We start from the raw sequence: 17,882 nt of genomic DNA on the forward strand, positions 1-17,882 counted from the left end.
CGGAAGGACGGCTTTCGCCGTGGCACACATCGACGTGGCGGGCGTCTCGTACACGCTGCCGGACGGACGGCCCCTGCTCGACGAGGCGACGTTCCGCGTGGGCGCCGGATCGACGAGCGCCCTGATCGGCCCGAACGGCGCGGGCAAGTCGACGCTGCTGCGGATCATCCGCGGCGACGCGGTCCCCGACGCGGGCGTGGTGACGATCGACGGCTCCCTCGGCGTGATGGACCAGTTCATCGGCCACGGCGAGGCGGGGACGACCGCGCACGACCTCCTGGTCCGTGTCGCCCCCGACCGCATCCGGCGTGCGGCCGAGGCCCTCGAGGCCGCGGAGAACGCCCTCATCGAGCACGACGCGCACGACACGCAGATGGCGTATGCGACGGCGATCGCCGAGTACGCCGACGCCGGCGGCTACGAGCACGAGACGGTCTGGGACCAGTGCACGGTCGCGGCGCTCGGCGTCCCCTACGACCGCGCCCGGTTCCGCGACCTCGGCACGCTCTCCGGCGGCGAGCAGAAACGGCTCGCGCTCGAGGCGCTCCTGCGGGGACCCGACGACGTGCTGCTGCTGGACGAGCCGGACAACTATCTCGACGTGCCGGGCAAGCGCTGGCTGGAGGAGCGGCTGCGCGAGACGCCCAAGACCGTCCTGCTCGTCTCGCACGACCGGGAGCTACTGGCGCGTGCAGCCGACCGGATCGTCACCCTCGAGCCCGGAGGGGCGGGCGCGTCGGCCTGGGTGCATGGCGGCGGCTTCGGCACCTACCATCAGGCGCGGGCGGATCGGATGGACCGTCTCGATGAGCTCCGGCGCCGGTGGGACGAGCAGCATGAGAAGCTGCTCACGCTGGTCGCGACGTTGAAGGTCAAGGCCGCGGCGAACGACGGCATGGCCTCTCGCTATCAGGCCGCGCAGACCCGCCTCCGCAAGTTCGAGGAGGCGGGGCCGCCCGAGGAGCGCCCGCCGGCGCAGGACTTCGACATGCGGCTGCGCGGCGCACGCACCGGCAAGCGTGCGGTGGTGTGCACAGAGCTCGAGCTCACCGGTCTCATGCGCCCCTTCGACGCGGAGATCTGGTTCGGCGACCGGGTCGCGGTCCTCGGCTCCAACGGCTCGGGCAAGTCGCACTTCCTGCGACTCCTGGCCCGGGGCGGCAGCGACCCGGACCCGACGCTCGGGCACCTCACCTCCGCCGGGGAGCGCCTCGACACGGTCGCGCACACGGGGTCGGCCGTCCTCGGGGCGCGGGTGGTGCCCGGTCTCTTCGCGCAGACCCACGCGCATCCGGAGTTCCTCGGTCGCACCCTGCTGGAGATCCTCCATCGCGGCGACGAGCGTCGCGCGGGCATGCCGAGGGACGCGGCGAGCTCCGCCCTGGACCGGTACGGGCTCGTGCGTCAGGCGCAGCAGGAGTTCGGCCAGCTCTCGGGCGGCCAGCAGGCGCGGTTCCAGGTGCTCCTGCTGGAGCTGTCCGGTGCGACCCTGCTGCTGCTCGACGAGCCGACCGACAACCTCGACCTGGAGTCCGCCGAGGCGCTGGAGGAGGCGATCGCGCGGTTCGAGGGGACCGTCGTCGCCGTCACCCACGACCGGTGGTTCGCGCGGTCGTTCGACCGGTTCCTCGTCTTCGGCGAGGGCGGGCAGGTGTACGAGGCGGCGGAGCCGGTGTGGGACGAGCGGAGGGTCGTCAGGGCCCGCTGAGCCGCGAGGCCGAGGAGGAGACAGGGCAGAAGGGCATCCCGGGTAGGGTGGACGCGTGACCATGGAGATCGATCTCGGCCGAGGCAAGCGCGCCCGTCGCGCATACACGTTCGACGACATCGCGGTGGTGCCTTCGCGGCGAACCCGCAACCCGGAGGACGTCTCCACCGCCTGGACGATCGACGCGTTCTCGTTCGAGATCCCGGTCCTCGGCGCGCCGATGGACTCGGTCATCAGCCCGAGCACGGCGATCGCGCTCGGACGCCTCGGCGGGCTGGGGGTGCTCGATCTCGAGGGCCTGTGGACCCGCTACGACGCCCCGCAGCCGCTCCTCGACGAGATCGCCGGACTCGACGAGAGCCAGGCGACGCGGCGGATGCAGCAGCTGTACGCCGAGCCGATCAAGCCGGAGCTGATCACCCAGCGCCTCGCCGAGATCCGCGAGGCGGGGGTCACGGTTGCGGGGTCCCTCACACCGCAGCGCACACAGGAGCTGTACGGCACCGTGGTCGACGCGGGCGTGGACCTGTTCGTCATCCGGGGCACCACCGTCTCGGCCGAGCACGTGTCGAGCGTGGCCGAGCCGCTGAACCTCAAGAAGTTCATCTACGACCTCGACGTCCCTGTCATCGTCGGTGGTGCGGCCACCTACACCGCCGCGCTGCACCTCATGCGCACCGGGGCCGCCGGCGTGCTCGTGGGCTTCGGCGGGGGAGCGGCCTCCACGACGAGGGCGACCCTCGGCATCCACGCTCCCATGGCTACCGCCGTCTCCGATGTCGCCGCGGCCCGCAGGGACTACCTGGACGAGTCGGGCGGGCGCTATGTGCATGTGATCGCCGACGGCGGCGTGGGAACGTCGGGCGACATCGTCAAGGCGCTCGCGATGGGCGCGGACGCGGTGATGCTCGGCGTCGCCCTCGCCCGCGCGACCGACGCGCCGGGCAAGGGGTTCCACTGGGGCACCGAGGCGCATCACCCGCGGCTTCCGCGCGGCCACCGCGTCGCGGTCGAGGGCGTGGCGACGCTCGAGGAGATCCTGTACGGCCCGGCGCCGGTCGCCGACGGCACCGCCAACCTCATCGGGGCGCTGCGCAAGTCCATGGCCACCACGGGCTACTCCGACCTCAAGGAGTTCCAGCGCGTCGAGGTCGTGCTCGCTCCGTACGAGCGGATCTGATCCACGCCGTGACCGCCCCTGTCCCCCCGGCCCTGCAGGAGTTCCCGCCGACTCTGCGCGAGGTCATGCTCCGTGGGCGGTGGATCGCGATGCTGCTGCTCTGCCTCGTGGTCGCCGGCGTCTTCGCCTGGCTCGGGCAGTGGCAGCTGGGGCGCGCGGTCGAGAGCGATCCCGCGCCGCCGGGGGCGACCGAGGAGGTCGTCCCGCTGACCTCGGTCGTGGAGCCGGGGGCGTATCTCCCCGCCCCGTCGATCGGGCAGAAGGCGACGACGAGAGGAACCTGGGTCCCGGACGACTTCCTCGTCGTGGGATCCCGGTTCAACGGCGCGGACGAGGGCTACTGGGTGACCGGGCAGCTGCGGATCGCCGATGCGCGGACGCCCACGTCGATCGCTGTCGCGATCGGATGGGCGCCGGACGAGCGGACGGCCGAGGCCGCGGTCGACCGGCTGTCCCGCGAGGCGGGCGCCGTCGTCGAGGTGTCGGGAAGGCTGATCCCGGACGAGGGGGCGAAGCCGCCGCCGCGCACCGATCCGCAGCGGATGGACCGGATGTCGCCGGCGATGCTGCTCGGGCGATGGCACGATGCGGACGGGCTCTTCGTCTATCGTCCGTTCCTCACCGCGGCGGAGCCGCTCGGCGGTCTGGTGCGCATTGACTCGCCCGCCCCGATCGAGCAGTCGCCGGTGAACTGGCTGAACGTCTTCTACGCCGTCGAGTGGGCCGTCTTCGCGGGGTTCGCGTTCTACCTCTGGTACCGCCTCGCCCGCGACGCCTGGGAGCGCGAGGTGGAGGAGATCGAGGAGCGCGGCGCGGAGTGAGCCGAGGCGTCCGGTGACGAACAGATGACGAACCGGGGAACGCGCTTGAGGAATGTCCTCGGCCTCTTCTAAGGTCGCAGGCGTGCGTCTCTCGGGGCGCACACGTCCCGCCCTCGCGCGGGGCGTGCACGGGTCGTTCATGAGAACGCCGTCGATCTGCACCGGAGGAGAGAGCCCGATGAAGTCCGTCCCCGACGACGCGCGTATGGAGCCGTCGTCCCGTACCCGAGGGAGGGGAAGCGTCGGCGTTCTCGCTCTGGCCACCTCGGTCGCCCTCGCCGCCAGCTCCCTCGCGGCCGTCCCGGCCGTCGCAGAGGAGACTCCGGTGCCGTCCGCGGCAGAGACCTCCGCTCCCGCACCGGAGGGCACCCCTGCCGTCGATGACGAATCCGCCGGCCTGACGGCCGCGGCAGCGCCGATCGACATCGACATCGTGACGATCAACGACTTCCACGGCCGCATCGTGACCGACGGCGTCGCCGCCGGCGCGGCGGTGCTGGCGGGGGCGGTGCAGCAGGTGCGCGCCGCGAACCCGAACACGATCTTCGCCGCCGCGGGCGACCTCATCGGCGCCTCCACGTTCACCTCGTTCATCCAGGACGACAACCCGACGATCGACGCCCTCAACGCCGCCGGCCTCGAGGTGAGCGCGGCGGGGAACCACGAGTTCGACCAGGGCTGGGCGGATCTGCGCGACCGTGTGCAGCCGCGTGCCGACTGGGAGTACCTCAGCGCCAACGTCTTCCTCACCGAGACCGGCCAGCCGGCGATGGCGCCGTCCTGGGTCAAGGACGTGCAGGGCGTCAAGGTCGGCTTCATCGGCGCCGTGACCGAGGACCTCGACACCCTGGTGTCGCCGGACGGGATGAAGGGGCTCGAGGTGCGCAGCATCGCCGACTCCGTCAACCGCGTCGCCGCCGACCTCAAGGACGGCGATCCGTCCAACGGCGAGGCCGACGTGATCCTCTTGCTCGTGCATGAGGGGGCGGTCACGACCGATGTGTCCAGCATCACTCCCGATTCGGCGCTCGGCCGGATCGTCTACAACGTGACGCCGGAGGTGAACGCGATCGTCTCGGCGCACACCCACCTCGCCTACAATCACGTGATCGACGGACGCCCCGTGGTCTCCGCCGGCCAGTATGGCGAGAACTTCGGGCTGATGAACCTCCAGGTCGACCCTGTGACGAAGAAGCTCCTCTCGATCACGAACGAAGTCAAGCCGCTCACCGACAAGGACAAGAATCCGCTGTATCCGGCGGTCCCCGCGGTACAGACGATCGTCGACGACGCGAAGAGCAAGGCCGACGAGCTCGGCGGCAAGCAGGTCGGGACGATCACGGCCGACTTCAACCGTGCGCGGCAGAGCGACGGGAAGACGGAGAACCGCGGGGGCGAGTCCACGATCGGCAACTTCGTGGCCGACGTCCACCAGTGGGCGACGGGCGCCGACCTCGCGCTGATGAACCCCGGCGGGATCCGCGCGAATCTCGTCTACGCGTCCAGCGGCGCCGACGATCCGGACGGGACCGTCACCTACCGCGAGGCGGCGACGGTGCAGCCGTTCGCCAACACGCTGGTCACGCTGACGCTCACGGGCGCCCAGGTCAAGAGCGTGCTCGAGGAGCAGTGGCAGCCCGACGGCGCCGCGCGGCCGTTCCTGAAGCTGGGCGTCTCGAAGGGGCTGTCCTACACCTACGACCCGACGGCGGAGCGAGGGGCGCGCATCACGAGCGTCACGCTCGACGGCGCGCCCATCGACCCCGCCGCGACGTACACGGTGGCGGCGAACTCGTTCCTCGCCGCGGGCGGCGACGCCTTCTACACCTTCGCGCAGGGGGTCGACAAGAAGGACACCGGCAAGTCCGACCTGCAGTCGACGGTGGACTGGTTCGCGGCGCACAGGACCGCGACCCCCGATCTCGTGCAGCGTGCGGTCGGCGTGACGGTCAGCCCGGCCGCCGGGGCAGAGGGGCACAAACCCGGCGACACGGTGACCGTGTCGCTCTCATCGCTCGCCTTCAGCGCGGGCGAGCAGGCTCCGGGTGAGGTCACTCTCGCCCTGGACGGCAGGCAGCTGGCCACGTCCGCGGTCGACCCGACCGTGATCGACGCCTTCGACGAGGCCGGACGAGCGACTCTGACCTTTACCGTCCCGGCGGGGCTGTCGGGCGCGCAGACGCTGACCGCCTCGGTCGCAGGCACAGGGACGGAGGTGCGGATCCCGCTGCCGCTCGCGGACGCTCCGGCACCGAGCGGCATCGTCTCCGTGGATTCCGCGACGGTCGCCGCAGGCAACGCGGTCGTTGTCTCGGGCACGGGCTTCGCGCCCGGCGTCGAGCTCGCACTCGAGCTGCGGCCGTCGTCCGTCCTGCTCGGCACGGTCACGACCGGCGCCGACGGTTCGTTCTCCATGGCCGTCTCGATCCCGAAGGACACCCCGGCGGGGACGCACACCGTCGCGGTGGTCCGCCCGGACGGCTCGGCGGCGACGATCGAGCTCACCGTCACCGCCGCGAGCAGCGGCGCGGGCGGAAGCACCGGCGGAGGGGGCGGGAACGGCGCTCTCGCCGTCACCGGTGCCGAGGCCGGGCCATACGCTCTCCTCGCCGCTCTCCTTCTGTTCGTCGGCCTCGGCCTCGTCGCGGCCCGCCGTCGCGCGCGGATCGAATAGCGCGCACGCCGTTCGCCACGCAGACGCCCGTCGCCGCCCTTCGAGGCAGCGGCGGGCGTCTGCGTCCCCGCCCGTCTCCGCCTGGGCGTCCTCGTCGCCGCGGCTAGACTGGACGACATGCCCGAACCGAAAGTCGCCAGCTTCCCGGCGATCCGCGGTGCGCTGAGGTTCTACCAGATCGCGTCGATCATCACCGGCGTCATGCTGCTCCTGCTGGTGGCCGAGATGGTGCTCAAGTACACGCCGATCCATCTCGAGCTCTACGCGGGCGGATCAGGGGGGCCGCTGTGGTTCGCGCCCGTCGTGGAGGGGCCGACGGGACTGGAGTCCACCGGGGACGGCGCGAACCTCTCCCTCCTCATCCTCATCGCGCACGGCTGGTTCTACGTCGTCTATCTCTTCGCCTGCTTCCGCATGTGGAGCCTGATGCGCTGGCCGTTCCTGCGGTTCATCCTGCTCGCGTTGGGCGGTGTCGTGCCGCTCCTATCATTCTTCATGGAGGCGATCGTCGCCCGCGACGTCAAGGCCTACCTCGCCCGGCGTGAAGAGCGCGAGGCCGGCGGGTCCGACGACGATCGTGCCGCTCTCCAGACCCCCGCCTCGTCGGACTCGGATTCCGACCCCGCTCCCGCCACGGAAGGACCCCGGTGACCGACAACACCCCCGCCGACGCGAACGCGACTGTTCAGCGCCCTGCTCTCGTCGTGGACTTCGGCGCGCAGTACGCGCAGCTGATCGCCCGCCGTGTGCGTGAGGCCGGCGTCTACAGCGAGATCGTGCCGCACACGGCGACGGCCGCGGAGATCGCGGCCCGCAACCCGGTGGCCCTCATCCTCTCCGGCGGGCCCTCGTCGGTGTATGAGGACGGCGCGCCGCAGCTCGACCCCGGCGTGTTCGATCTCGGGGTCCCGACACTCGGCATCTGCTACGGCTTCCAGGTGATGGCTCAGGCACTCGGGGGCGAGGTGGCCAACACGGGGCTGCGCGAGTACGGGGCCACCGACGCCGTGCTCTCGGGCGAGGACGGTGTGCTGCTGAGCGGTCAGCCCACAGAGCAGAACGTGTGGATGAGCCACGGCGACCAGGTCTCGCGCGCGCCCGATGGCTTCGCGGTGCTGGCCTCGACGAAGGCCACGCCGGTCGCGGCCTTCGCGGACGAGGCGCGGCGGTTCTACGGCGTGCAATGGCATCCCGAGGTCAAGCACACCGACCACGGGCAGCAGGTGATCGAGAACTTCCTGCACAAGGGGGCAGGCCTTCCCGCCGAGTGGAACAGCGACAACGTCATCGCCGAGCAGGTCGAGCGGATCCGGGAGCAGGTGGGCGACGCGCGGGTCATCTCCGCGCTCTCGGGCGGCGTTGACTCGGCGGTCTCCACCGCTCTCGTGCACAGGGCGATCGGCGACCAGCTGACGGCCGTGTTCGTGGACCACGGGCTCCTTCGCAAGGGGGAGCGCGAACAGGTCGAGCAGGACTACGTCGCCTCGACCGGCGTGCGCCTGATCACCGTCGACGCGGCGGACACGTTCCTCGGCCACCTCAAGGGCGTCACCGATCCCGAGGAGAAGCGCAAGATCATCGGTCGCGAGTTCATCCGCGCCTTCGAGAAGGTGCAGCGCGAGCTCGTCGAGGAGGCCAAGGCCGAGGGCGGCGCGCCGATCCGGTTCCTCGTACAGGGCACGCTCTACCCTGACGTCGTCGAATCGGGCGGCGGCGCGGGCACGGCCAACATCAAGTCGCACCACAACGTCGGCGGGCTCCCCGACGACCTCGACTTCGACCTCATCGAGCCGCTGCGCACCCTGTTCAAGGACGAGGTCCGCGCGATCGGTCGCGAGCTCGGGATTCCCGGGGCGATCGTAGGACGGCAGCCGTTCCCCGGACCAGGGCTCGGCATCCGTATCATCGGCGAGGTGACCAGGGACCGCCTGGAGATCCTCCGCGACGCCGACGCGATCGCGCGCGAAGAGCTCACCAGGGCAGGCCTGGACCAGGAGATCTGGCAGTGCCCGGTCGTCCTGCTCGCGGATGTCCGTTCGGTCGGGGTGCAGGGCGACGGGCGCACCTACGGGCACCCGATCGTGCTGCGTCCGGTGTCCAGCGAGGACGCGATGACCGCGGACTGGACGCGTCTGCCCTACGACGTGCTGTCGAAGATCTCCAACCGCATCACCAACGAGGTTCGTGAGGTCAACCGCGTGGTGCTCGACGTGACCTCCAAACCCCCGGGGACCATCGAATGGGAGTGACCCCGTACGGGGAGCGCGGAAGGGCGCGGGCCTCGGCTCGCGCCCTTCGCCGTCTCGGGGGTCTGCCGCCTCGCTGAGCGTCGGCGTCCGCCTGCTCCGGGTCAGCCGAGGTTCTTCAGCGCCTCCCTGCGGGAGAGCGGGGAGAGGGAGGGATGCGTGTCGACGAAGGCGCGAACCCAGTCCGGATCGGTCTTGCCGAGCTCGCGCAGCGCCCAGCCGATCGCCTTGCGGATGAAGAACTCGCGGTCGTCGAGGTTCGCCTCGATCGCCTCTGCCAGCAGCATGCGGTCGGTCGCGTCCCTGCGGCCGAGCTGGGCGATGATCGCGACGCGGCGGATCCAGTGGTCTTCGTCGGTCATCCAGCATCGGAGCAGCGTCGCGGTCTCGGCCGGGTGCGCGTCGAGGAGCTCCGCGAGCCGGTGGGCCACCTCGTCGGAATGGTCCCACCAGGCGCCCGTGCGGATCATCTCCTCGTGCACCGGAACCATCTCGAGCCGCCCGCGCAGAGGGCGTAGGGACATCAGCTCGGTGGCGGCGTACTGCTCCTCACGGCAGGCCGCCTCCCGCCACAGCAGGAGCGCCGCCGCGCACAGGATCTCTGCGTCCTTCTCACCCCGGGCGAGGCGGCGGGTGAGGGAACGCACCTCGGGGACCCGGACCCCCAGGAACGGGATCTCCGACTTCATATACGCCTGCTGTGCGGGCGCCCGGGAGGGGTCGGCCGCCTCCCGGAGGGCGGAACGGATGGAGAGCACGAGATCGTGGGCGGGACGCACAGCGCGAGTATAGGGGGACGGCGGCCCGATTCGCGCCGCGGTTCCCGCGGGTGGGGAACGGTGCTCGGGCCGGAAGACAGACGGACGAGAAAGGCCGAGAAAAAAGTTCCGGAGTTGTGTCGATCCGGACGCTTCTCGTTCGACGTCTTCAATGAGAGGGTCGAGAGACGACCCACGATCAAGGAGACGATCACCATGAAGTTCATGCTCATCATGCGCGCGACCGACGAAGCGGTGAAGGCCTTCGAGGAGATTCCGTTCGAACAGGTCATCGAGGCGATGGGGAAGTACAACGAGTCGATGATGAAGGCCGGCGTGCTGCTCGCGGGCGAGGGGCTCACCGACGCGGCCGAGGGCTTCGTCGTGGACTTCTCTGCCGAGAAGCCTCTGGTCACCGACGGCCCCTACGGCGAGACGAAGGAGCTGTTCAACGGCTTCTGGATCATCGAGGTGTCCTCGCGCGAGGAGGCCGTCGAATGGGCCTCCCGCGCTCCGCTCGGCCCCGGCTCGTTCCTGGAGGTGCGCCGGGTCACCGAGTTCGACGATTTCCCTGCTGACAACGAGTGGATCCAGAAGGAGGCCGGCTGGCGCGAGGAGCAGGCCGCGCGCGCCGGCGAGTGACGATGAACCGTCCGGACGAGGCGATGGCGCGTCCCGGGGAGCACGGCTCCGCGGAGCGCACCGTCGCCGCCGTCTGGCGCATCGAGTCCGCCCGGATCGTCGCCACGCTCACCCGATACACCGGGGATTTCGGTCAGGCCGAGGATCTCGCTCAGGAGGCCCTGGCCGAGGCATTGGAGCGATGGCCGCAGGACGGTGTGCCGCGCAACCCCGCCGCGTGGCTCACGACGGTCGCGAGGCGACGGGCGGTGGACGAGTGGCGGCGTCGTGAGCGCTACGACGAACGGATCGCCTCTCTCGGGCATGACCTCGAACGTGAGCAGGACGAGAGCGCAGGGGCGCTGCCGTGGGACCCGGATGCGATCGATGACGACGTGCTGCGGCTCGTCTTCATCGCCTGCCATCCTGTGCTCTCCCGGGAGGCGAGAGTCGCTCTCACGCTGCGGGTGGTCGGCGGCCTGTCGAGCGAGGAGGTGGCCAGGGCGTTCCTGGTGCCGGTCGCGACCGTGCAGCAGCGGATCGTGCGGGCGAAGAAGACTCTGGCCGCTGCCAAGGTGCCCTTCGAGGTGCCGACGCGCGACGAGTTCCCCGACCGCCTCGGCGCGGTGCTCGGCGTCCTCTATCTGATCTTCAACGAGGCGCACACCGCGAGCGGGGGCGAGGATCTGCTGCGTCCTGACCTCGGTCGCGAGGCGATCAGGCTCGCGCGTGTGCTGACGGAGCTCGTGCCTCGTGAACCGGACGCCCATGCGGTCCTCGCCCTCATGGAGCTCACGGCGGCCCGGTTCCCGGCGCGTGTGGACGCAGACGGAGCACCGGTGCTGCTGGCCGACCAGGACCGTCGTCGCTGGGATCGCGACCGTATCCGCCGGGGGAGGGCGTCCCTGGCCCGCGCCGACGCACAGGGGCGAGGGCGTGGCTCCTATGCGCTCCAGGCGGCGATCGCGGAGTGTCATGCCACCGCTCCGTCGATCGAAGACACCGACTGGGAACGTATCGTGCTGCTCTACGAGGCGCTCGGGCGGATCTCCCCGTCACCGGTCGTCGAGCTCAACCGGGCCGCCGCCGTCGCGATGGCGACAGGCCCCGCTTCCGCGCTCCGGATCGTGGACGCCCTCGTCGAGTCCGGTGCGTTGCGCGGCTACCATCTTCTCCCTGCCACTCGCGGCGAGCTGCTGCTGCGCCTCGGTCGCGCCGACGAGGCGCGCTCCGAGTTCGCCAGCGCCGCCGCGCTCGCCGGCAACGAGCGGGAGCGGGCGGCGCTGGAGGTCAAGGCGTGGGGCTGACCCCGTCTCACCCGGCGGTTCTCATTCGGCGGGGGTCCTCGAACGACCCACGATGAGACCGTAGATCAGCAGGACGACGACGGAGCCGCCGATCGCGAGCAGCCAGGTGGACAGGCTCCAGAACTCGTTGATGCCGACGTTGAAGATGAGCCCGCCCAGCCAGCCGCCGAGCATGGCTCCGACGACGCCGAGGAGGAGGGTGACCAGCCACCCTCCGCCCTGCTTGCCGGGAAGGATGAGCTTGGCGATCGCGCCGGCGATGAGGCCGAGCACGAGGAATGCGAGAAATCCCATGGGTGTCTCCGTTCCTGTCCGAGCGCCTGGGGGTGACGCTCTGTTCCTTCCACTCTGCGCCGACCCGCGTCCGGGCGACAAGGGGTTGCGCAGCGCGCCCGCGGCATGAGAAGGTTCGGCGCAACGAAGAAGGCCGCCTCCGAGGAGACGGCCTTCTTTCGTGTCTGCGTCAGTTGTTGCCGCGGGCGATCGCGATGATCCGGAGGATCTCCACGTACAGCCAGACGACGGTGACCATGATGCCGAACGCGCCCATCCATCCGTAGACGCGCGGGGCGCCGTTGCGCACACCCTGCTGCACCTGGTCGAAGTCGAGCACGAGAGAGTACGCCGCCATCAGCACGACGAGGACGCCGATGATGAGCCCCAGCGGGATGCCGGCGATCTTCATGCTGTGCAGCCCGAAGCCGTCCTGCACCACGCCGGTGAGCATGAGGACCACGTTCAGCAGCGAGAAGACGAGATAGCCGACCATCGCGATCAGGAAGATCTTGGTGGCCCTCTTCGAGGCGCGGATCTTGCCGCTCGCGAAGAGCGCGAGGGTCACGCCGACGACGGCGAGGGTGGCCAGCGTCGCCTGCATGACGATGCCGGGCCAGCGGACCTCGAAGAAGGCCGAGATCCCACCGATGAAGAGGCCCTCGAACGCGGCGTACGCCCAGATGAGCGCCGGCCGCACCTTCTTGCGCGAGGTGAAGGTGACCACCAGTGCGAGGACGAAGCCGCCGAGGGCGCCGATGACCCACGGGAGGATGTTGATCGCCGCTGCGTTGTACGGGTCGAAACGGGGCGCGTTCAGGCCGCCGAGGGTCCACACCCAGCCGATCGCGGCTGTCACGAGAAGGATGCCGAAGAGGCCTGCGGTCTTCCAGACCGTGTCCTCGACCGTCATCCGGTCGGTCTCGAGCGCACCGGCCGAGGGTGCGGCGTACATGCCCTCGAGCTGCGCGTTGACGGCGGCGTCCATGCCGGCGTGCGTCGCCGACGCGGCCTGGGCGCCCGCCTGCGGGCCGCCCGGATAGGTCGCGACGTTGCGCGGGTCCTGCTCCTTGAAGACAGGATTGTTGAAGGCGAAGTTGCTCATGTAAGTGGCCTCACTCCCGGGGGTTTGGTCAGCGCTTGCTCCTAGAGTAGCGGCAGAGGGCTATGAGCGGCCTGTTCTACGCTGAAAGCGTGACTCGCCCGTTCCCGCTCGTCATCGGCCATCGGGGCGCTCCTGGCTACCGACCGGAGCACACGCGTTCCTCCTATGAGCTGGCGATCGCCATGGGCGTCGACGCGGTGGAGCCCGATGTCGTGCCGACGAAGGACGGGATCCTCGTCGTCCGGCACGAGAACGAGATCTCGGGGACGACCGATGTGGCGGACCGGGCGGAGTTCGCGGACCGGCGTCGCAGGGCCGTCGTCGACGGCGAGGAGCAGACAGGATGGTTTGCCGAGGACTTCACCTGGGCGGAGCTCGCGACGCTCCGCTGCCGTGAGCGCCTTCCCGCCCTGCGTCCCGGCAGCGCGGCCTTCGACGGCATCGAGCCGATCCTCCGCCTCTCCGATCTGCTCGCGATCGTGCGCGCGGCCTCCGCAGCGGAGCGGGAACGCGAGGTCGGCGTCGTGCTGGAGATCAAGCACGCGACGACGTTTGCCGCCGCCGGCTTCGATCTCGCGGACCTCGTCGTCGGCGAGCTCCGCGACGCGGGATGGGCTGACGGCGCGCTCCCGCTGTGGATCGAGTCCTTCGAGGCAGGGGTCCTCCACCGCCTCCGCGCGCCGCTCGGCGAAGCCGGGATCGCTGCCAGCCTGGTGTATCTCATCGAGGCGGAGGGGGCGCCCTATGACCTCGTCGCGCGGATGGGGGACGATGCGCCGACGTACGCGCAGGAGATCTCGCCGGCCGGCCTGGACTCCCTTCGCGGGCGTGTGGACGGCATCAGCGTGGACAAGCGGATCCTGCTGCGCCGCCCCGGTCTGGTCACGGAGGCGGTGGCGCGCGGGCTCTTGACCTTCGCCTGGACATGCCGCCCGGAGAACGCCTTTCTCGACCCCGCGCATCGGCGACCGGGCGGAGAGGGGGCCTTCGGCGACTACGAGACCGAATGGGCGCTCCTCGCCGGGGCCGGGGTGCACGGTGTCTTCGTAGACCACGCGGATCGGGGAGTGGCGGCGTTCCGGCGCTGAGCCGGCGCCGCCACCCCCTTTCCCTGCCTCGGCCGAGGGGATCTCCCTGCCCCTGCCGAGGGGTCTGGGGTCACATCGGGCGTCGAGGGCTCGACGGGCCGGCGAAATCCTGCACGTTCGGCGTCCTCGGCAACGTGCCCACCAGGCGGGAGCTGGCCCTGGTGGATCCGGCGCGATAGACCGACGCGTCTTGGTGTGTGACGGGGAGCGGCTCGGCGGCATCCGGCGAGAGGATGTCCGGCGAGACGGGGAGGATGCGCGCGACCTCCCAGGCGGCGCGGACGTTCGCCGGGCGGATGGGGGAGACCGCGACCCATTCGTTCTGGAGGGTGTGCGTGAGGGCGAGCGCCTCGACCCGGGCGGCATAGTCCTCCCACTGGCGCGTCTGCTCGCATTCGCCCGAGCCACCGGCCCGATTGCGGGCGAGGTTCGCGATGCGGTCGAGGCTCTGCTCCGCGTTGTGTACGAAGTCCTCGGCGCGGATCTCGTAGATCCACACGGTCGCCCCGTCCACCCGGTCCCGGCGGATCTCGTTCGCGATCCTCGCGGCGGACTCGATGCTGGAGGTCGTCGCGATGTAGCCCGACGTGGCGCGGTAGGGACCGCCGGTCACATGGCGGACGAGGCTCATGTCCGTGCCCTGCGGGGCGAACCCGCGCGTGAAGACCTCCTGGGGCGGTCGCTCCGACACGCGATACACCACGGCGGGCGGCTGTCCTTCGTAGCAGGCGCCGGAGCAGGTGTTCCCGGCGTGGGCCGGCGCGGGAGCGGCGAGCACCGCTCCGGCCAGCGGCAGCACCGCGCCGCCGACGACGAGCGTCGAGACGGCGATGAGGGTCCGCGCGCGGCTTCTCCGCGCGAGGGGGCTCTGCGAGTGGGGGCGAGGCGGTGCGCATGTCCTCATTTCGCGATCCCCAGCTCGATCCGCTGCGCCTCGGGGTAGAGGTCGGACTTGTAGGTCTCGTCGGTTCCGCCCCAGTAGATGCCCTTGACCACCGGATGGACGACGACCATGAAGTCGCCCGGGACCCCTCCGGTGTCGAACGTGTGGGTGGCGGAGAGCTCCTCCACCCCGTATCCGAAGGTGTCCAGGGGCACCGCGCCCACACGCTGCCCGTCGCGGAGAAGGATCAGGCTGCCGGCGAGGGTCACGTTGTAGGTGGAGCCGAACACATGACCCGAGCCGCCCCACCACGTCCCGAACCAGCCGAAGCCGCGGTAGTGCTCGAGGTCCGAGACCTTCACGCTCACGGTGATCCCGGTGGTCTGGTCCCAGGCGACCTCGCGACCGGCGCGGATCTCCAGCTTCCCGCGCTGCCATCCGTCCTCGGACACCATGGAGACGGTCTTCCGGTAGGGGAGGATCGAGGCGTCGTGCTGCGGGATGGACAGCGCGGGCGGATCGGCGGGCTCCGCGGCCTGCGCGGCAGGGGACAGGGCTCCGAGCGCTGTGGCCGCGACGAGCGCGGCGCTCACGACCACGGTCGCGCGCCGCCCGGCGGGAAGCCGCCGCCGGGCCGATGCAGGGGCGTCATCTGTTCTCATATAACTAGTATGCCCACAAAGGGGATGAGTGTTCCCTGAGACCGGAGCGCCCGGTGGTGCCGCCTTCTATGTCCGCTGTGCGACCTAGACTCGAAGGGCAATGACCGAAGCGCCTCTCATCGTCCCCCCCGGCTCCGCCGCGCCCGCCGACGACCTGCTCGCCGGACTGAATCCGCAGCAGCTCGACGCGGTCACCTACCGTGGCAACGCGCTGCTCATCGTCGCCGGTGCGGGCTCCGGCAAGACGAGCGTGCTCACCCGCCGGATCGCGCTCCTGCTCCGTCAGCGTGAGGCGTGGCCGAGTCAGATCCTCGCGATTACGTTCACCAACAAGGCAGCCGGCGAGATGCGCGAGCGCGTCGGCCAGCTCGTGGGCGACGCCTCGCGGGGCATGTGGATCTCCACCTTCCACTCCGCGTGCGTGCGGATCCTGCGGCGCGAGGCCGAGCAGTTCGGGTTCACCAAGAACTTCACGATCTACGACTCCGGCGATTCGAGGGCGCTCGTCAAGCGCCTGGTCAAGGAGCACGAGGCTGATGCGTTCGGCTACACCCCCGCGGCCGTGCAGTCACGCATCTCCAGGCTCAAGAACGAGCTGCAGGACGCGGAGTCCTACACGCGCCAGGCCAACATGTCCGACCCCGCCGAGCGGGTCTTCGTCGAGGTGTTCGCCGACTACCAGCGCGCGCTGCAGAAGGCCAACGCCTTCGACTTCGACGACCTCATCGGTCAGACGGTCTTTCTCTTCCGCGCCTTCCCCCATGTCGCCGACACGTATCGTCGCCGCTTCCGCCACATCCTCGTAGACGAGTACCAGGACACCAACCACGCGCAGTACGCGCTCATCCACGAGCTGACCCGCCCGGTGCAGGGCGAGGCGCCCGAACCGTATGCCGCGAACGGCATGATGATCTTCGAGGCGGAGGAGGCCCCGGCGGAGCCCGGCGCCTCGCTCACCGTCGTCGGCGACTCAGACCAGTCGATCTATGCCTTCCGCGGCGCCGACATCCGCAACATCAGCGAGTTCGAGCGGGACTTCCCCGGCGCCAAGGTGGTGCTCCTGGAGCAGAACTACCGTTCGACGCAGAACATCCTCTCCGCCGCGAACGCCGTGATCAGCAACAACTTCGACCGCAAGGACAAGAAGCTGTGGAGCGATCGCGGCGCGGGGGAGCGGATCGTCGGCTTCACCGGGTACTCGCAGCACGACGAGGCGCAGTTCGTGGCCGACGAGATCGAGGCGCTCCACCGCGCCGGCATGCCGTACTCCGAGATGGCGGTGTTCTATCGCACCAACTCGCAGTCCCGTGCGCTGGAGGAGATCTTCATCCGCTCGGCGCTGCCGTACAAGATCATGGGCGGCACGAAGTTCTACGAGCGGGCTGAGATCAAGGACGCGCTGGCCTATCTCGTGGCCGTCGCCAATCCCTCGGACGAGATGGCCCTGCGTCGGATCCTGAACAAGCCGCGCCGGGGCATCGGAGATGTCACAGAGACGAGCATCGCCCGCTTCGCCGAGGATCGGGGGATCAGCTTCCGCGATGCTCTTGCCCACGCCGCCGACCTCGGGCTCGGCCCCAAGCTCCAGGCCGCGATCGGCCATCTCGACGCAGTGCTCGCCGAGGCGACGGCGATCATGCTCCCGCCCTCGGGCGAGGTGCCGCCGCCCACCGCTGTCACCGAGGGGCTCACTCTGCTGCTCTCCAAGAGCGGGTACATGGACGCCCTCCGTGCGAGCCGCGACCCGCAGGACGAGGCCCGGCTGGAGAACCTCGACGAGCTCATCGCGGTGACCAGGGAGTTCGCCCGCAATAACCCCGAGGGCACGATCTCGGACTTCCTCACCGAGGTCGCGCTCGTCTCCGACGCCGACGACCTCGACGACGCCTCCGGCGTGGTCTCGCTCATGACCATGCACACCGCCAAGGGCCTGGAGTTCGACGCGGTGTTCGTCACGGGCGTCGAGGAGGACCTCATCCCGCATCGCATCTCGGCGGGTGAGCCCGGAGGGCCGCAGGAGGAGCGCCGCCTGTTCTATGTCGGCATCACCCGTGCCCGCAAGCGCCTGTACCTCTCGCTCGCGATGACACGCGCACAGTTCGGGGAGGTCTCCGTCGCGATGCCCAGCCGGTTCCTGCAGGAGATCCCGGCGGACCTCATCGACTGGAAGCAGTCCCCCGGTGACGTCAACTCCCGCGGCGGCACGCAGTCCAGGGCGCTGAACGCCCGCCGGCCAGGCGGCGCCGATCGGTTCGCCCCGCGGGAGCTCCCCCGCCGCGAAGGGCTGAAGCCGCTCTCGACGGCCATGGACAAGTTCGCCAATCGCGTCACCGGCAAGGTACGCGACAACGGCGACCTGGAGCTCGCGCCCGGCGACCGCATCCGCCATGACGACTTCGGCGAGGGGCGTGTGGACCAGGTCACGGGCGAGGGCGCAAAGCGCGTCGCGCATGTGCGTTTCGACGGCGCCGGCGCGAAGAAGCTGCTCATCAAGATCGCCCCGATCCAGAAGCTGTAACTCCGCCGCCTTCTCGTTCCCGTCTCGATATCTGTCGC

The 17,882-nt window shown here is 70.2% G+C and carries 15 protein-coding genes; 10 read left to right on the plus strand and 5 right to left on the minus strand.

Going from position 1 to position 17,882, the window contains the following annotated elements; all coding sequences use genetic code 11:
• Positions 1-19: 19 nt before the first annotated feature.
• The 6 genes from ACP15J_RS06940 to guaA all read left to right on the plus strand — a co-directional run bounded on the left by ACP15J_RS06940 (position 20) and on the right by guaA (position 8,632).
• Positions 20-1,708: an ABC-F family ATP-binding cassette domain-containing protein gene (locus ACP15J_RS06940; protein WP_424936283.1), complete on the plus strand. Its 1,689-nt coding sequence runs from the start codon at positions 20-22 to the stop codon at positions 1,706-1,708.
• A 61-nt stretch (positions 1,709-1,769) separates the two neighbouring features.
• Entirely contained in the window at positions 1,770-2,888 is a 1,119-nt protein-coding gene (locus ACP15J_RS06945; protein ID WP_424936751.1) for a GuaB3 family IMP dehydrogenase-related protein, read from the plus strand.
• A 65-nt stretch (positions 2,889-2,953) separates the two neighbouring features.
• Positions 2,954-3,709: an SURF1 family protein gene (locus tag ACP15J_RS06950; protein ID WP_424980909.1), complete on the plus strand. Its 756-nt coding sequence runs from the start codon at positions 2,954-2,956 to the stop codon at positions 3,707-3,709.
• A 178-nt stretch (positions 3,710-3,887) separates the two neighbouring features.
• A complete protein-coding gene (locus ACP15J_RS06955) occupies positions 3,888-6,383 on the plus strand; it encodes a bifunctional metallophosphatase/5'-nucleotidase (protein WP_424936285.1) in 2,496 nt (831 codons plus the stop codon).
• 117 nt (positions 6,384-6,500) lie between these two features.
• Complete coding sequence (locus ACP15J_RS06960) at positions 6,501-7,034, plus strand: DUF3817 domain-containing protein (protein WP_424936286.1); 534 nt, start codon at positions 6,501-6,503, stop codon at positions 7,032-7,034.
• The gene (gene guaA / locus ACP15J_RS06965) at positions 7,031-8,632 is read left to right on the plus strand and encodes a glutamine-hydrolyzing GMP synthase (RefSeq protein WP_424936287.1); all 1,602 of its coding nucleotides are present in this window, start codon (positions 7,031-7,033) and stop codon (positions 8,630-8,632) included. Before ACP15J_RS06960 ends, guaA begins: the two co-directional genes overlap by 4 nt.
• Before the next feature lie 101 nt (positions 8,633-8,733).
• Here the strand turns inward: guaA and ACP15J_RS06970 are convergent, their stop codons facing one another.
• Positions 8,734-9,408 carry a DNA alkylation repair protein gene (locus tag ACP15J_RS06970; RefSeq protein ID WP_424936288.1) on the minus strand — a complete coding sequence of 225 codons (675 nt, stop codon included), beginning with the start codon at positions 9,406-9,408 and terminating at the stop codon, positions 8,734-8,736.
• A gap of 195 nt (positions 9,409-9,603) precedes the next feature.
• Here ACP15J_RS06970 and ACP15J_RS06975 point away from each other — a divergent pair, with 195 nt between their 5' ends.
• Together ACP15J_RS06975 and ACP15J_RS06980 are read left to right on the plus strand one after the other, a co-directional pair.
• Positions 9,604-10,029: a YciI family protein gene (locus tag ACP15J_RS06975; protein ID WP_424936289.1), complete on the plus strand. Its 426-nt coding sequence runs from the start codon at positions 9,604-9,606 to the stop codon at positions 10,027-10,029.
• Between the two features lie 2 nt (positions 10,030-10,031).
• A complete protein-coding gene (locus ACP15J_RS06980; protein ID WP_424936290.1) occupies positions 10,032-11,315 on the plus strand; it encodes an RNA polymerase sigma factor in 1,284 nt (427 codons plus the stop codon).
• Between the two features lie 21 nt (positions 11,316-11,336).
• Here the strand turns inward: ACP15J_RS06980 and ACP15J_RS06985 are convergent, their stop codons facing one another.
• On the minus strand, positions 11,337-11,609 hold the full coding sequence (locus ACP15J_RS06985) for a GlsB/YeaQ/YmgE family stress response membrane protein (protein WP_424936291.1): 273 nt from the start codon (positions 11,607-11,609) through the stop codon (positions 11,337-11,339).
• A gap of 169 nt (positions 11,610-11,778) precedes the next feature.
• On the minus strand, positions 11,779-12,693 hold the full coding sequence (locus ACP15J_RS06990; protein ID WP_424936292.1) for a Bax inhibitor-1/YccA family protein: 915 nt from the start codon (positions 12,691-12,693) through the stop codon (positions 11,779-11,781).
• A gap of 89 nt (positions 12,694-12,782) precedes the next feature.
• Here ACP15J_RS06990 and ACP15J_RS06995 point away from each other — a divergent pair, with 89 nt between their 5' ends.
• Positions 12,783-13,781 (plus strand): glycerophosphodiester phosphodiesterase family protein, encoded by a 999-nt coding sequence (locus tag ACP15J_RS06995; RefSeq protein ID WP_424936293.1) that lies wholly within the window; start codon positions 12,783-12,785, stop codon positions 13,779-13,781.
• 70 nt (positions 13,782-13,851) lie between these two features.
• Here the strand turns inward: ACP15J_RS06995 and ACP15J_RS07000 are convergent, their stop codons facing one another.
• Both ACP15J_RS07000 and ACP15J_RS07005 read right to left on the minus strand, forming a co-directional pair.
• A complete protein-coding gene (locus ACP15J_RS07000; protein ID WP_424936294.1) occupies positions 13,852-14,685 on the minus strand; it encodes a hypothetical protein in 834 nt (277 codons plus the stop codon).
• On the minus strand, positions 14,682-15,326 hold the full coding sequence (locus ACP15J_RS07005) for a hypothetical protein (RefSeq protein ID WP_424936295.1): 645 nt from the start codon (positions 15,324-15,326) through the stop codon (positions 14,682-14,684). Before ACP15J_RS07005 ends, ACP15J_RS07000 begins: the two co-directional genes overlap by 4 nt.
• 100 nt (positions 15,327-15,426) lie before the next feature.
• Here ACP15J_RS07005 and ACP15J_RS07010 point away from each other — a divergent pair, with 100 nt between their 5' ends.
• Positions 15,427-17,844 carry an ATP-dependent helicase gene (locus tag ACP15J_RS07010; RefSeq protein WP_424936296.1) on the plus strand — a complete coding sequence of 806 codons (2,418 nt, stop codon included), beginning with the start codon at positions 15,427-15,429 and terminating at the stop codon, positions 17,842-17,844.
• The last annotated feature ends 38 nt before the right edge of the window (positions 17,845-17,882 follow it).

The sequence above is a fragment of the Microbacterium sp. S308A+ genome (assembly GCF_049800815.1).
GTDB lineage: Bacteria > Actinomycetota > Actinomycetes > Actinomycetales > Microbacteriaceae > Microbacterium.

What these genes read in the sequence shown, in the direction of transcription:
- ACP15J_RS06985 (WP_424936291.1), bottom strand. Translation starts at nt 11,609, where the DNA reads ATGGGATTTCTCGCATTCCTCGTGCTCGGCCTCATCGCCGGCGCGATC.
- ACP15J_RS07000 (WP_424936294.1), bottom strand. Translation starts at nt 14,685, where the DNA reads ATGAGGACATGCGCACCGCCTCGCCCCCACTCGCAGAGCCCCCTCGCG.
- ACP15J_RS06980 (WP_424936290.1), top strand. Translation starts at nt 10,032, where the DNA reads ATGAACCGTCCGGACGAGGCGATGGCGCGTCCCGGGGAGCACGGCTCC.
- ACP15J_RS06945 (WP_424936751.1), top strand. Translation starts at nt 1,770, where the DNA reads ATGGAGATCGATCTCGGCCGAGGCAAGCGCGCCCGTCGCGCATACACG.
- ACP15J_RS06975 (WP_424936289.1), top strand. Translation starts at nt 9,604, where the DNA reads ATGAAGTTCATGCTCATCATGCGCGCGACCGACGAAGCGGTGAAGGCC.
- ACP15J_RS06950 (WP_424980909.1), top strand. Translation starts at nt 2,954, where the DNA reads ATGCTCCGTGGGCGGTGGATCGCGATGCTGCTGCTCTGCCTCGTGGTC.
- ACP15J_RS07005 (WP_424936295.1), bottom strand. Translation starts at nt 15,326, where the DNA reads ATGAGAACAGATGACGCCCCTGCATCGGCCCGGCGGCGGCTTCCCGCC.
- ACP15J_RS07010 (WP_424936296.1), top strand. Translation starts at nt 15,427, where the DNA reads ATGACCGAAGCGCCTCTCATCGTCCCCCCCGGCTCCGCCGCGCCCGCC.
- ACP15J_RS06960 (WP_424936286.1), top strand. Translation starts at nt 6,501, where the DNA reads ATGCCCGAACCGAAAGTCGCCAGCTTCCCGGCGATCCGCGGTGCGCTG.
- ACP15J_RS06955 (WP_424936285.1), top strand. Translation starts at nt 3,888, where the DNA reads ATGAAGTCCGTCCCCGACGACGCGCGTATGGAGCCGTCGTCCCGTACC.
- ACP15J_RS06990 (WP_424936292.1), bottom strand. Translation starts at nt 12,693, where the DNA reads ATGAGCAACTTCGCCTTCAACAATCCTGTCTTCAAGGAGCAGGACCCG.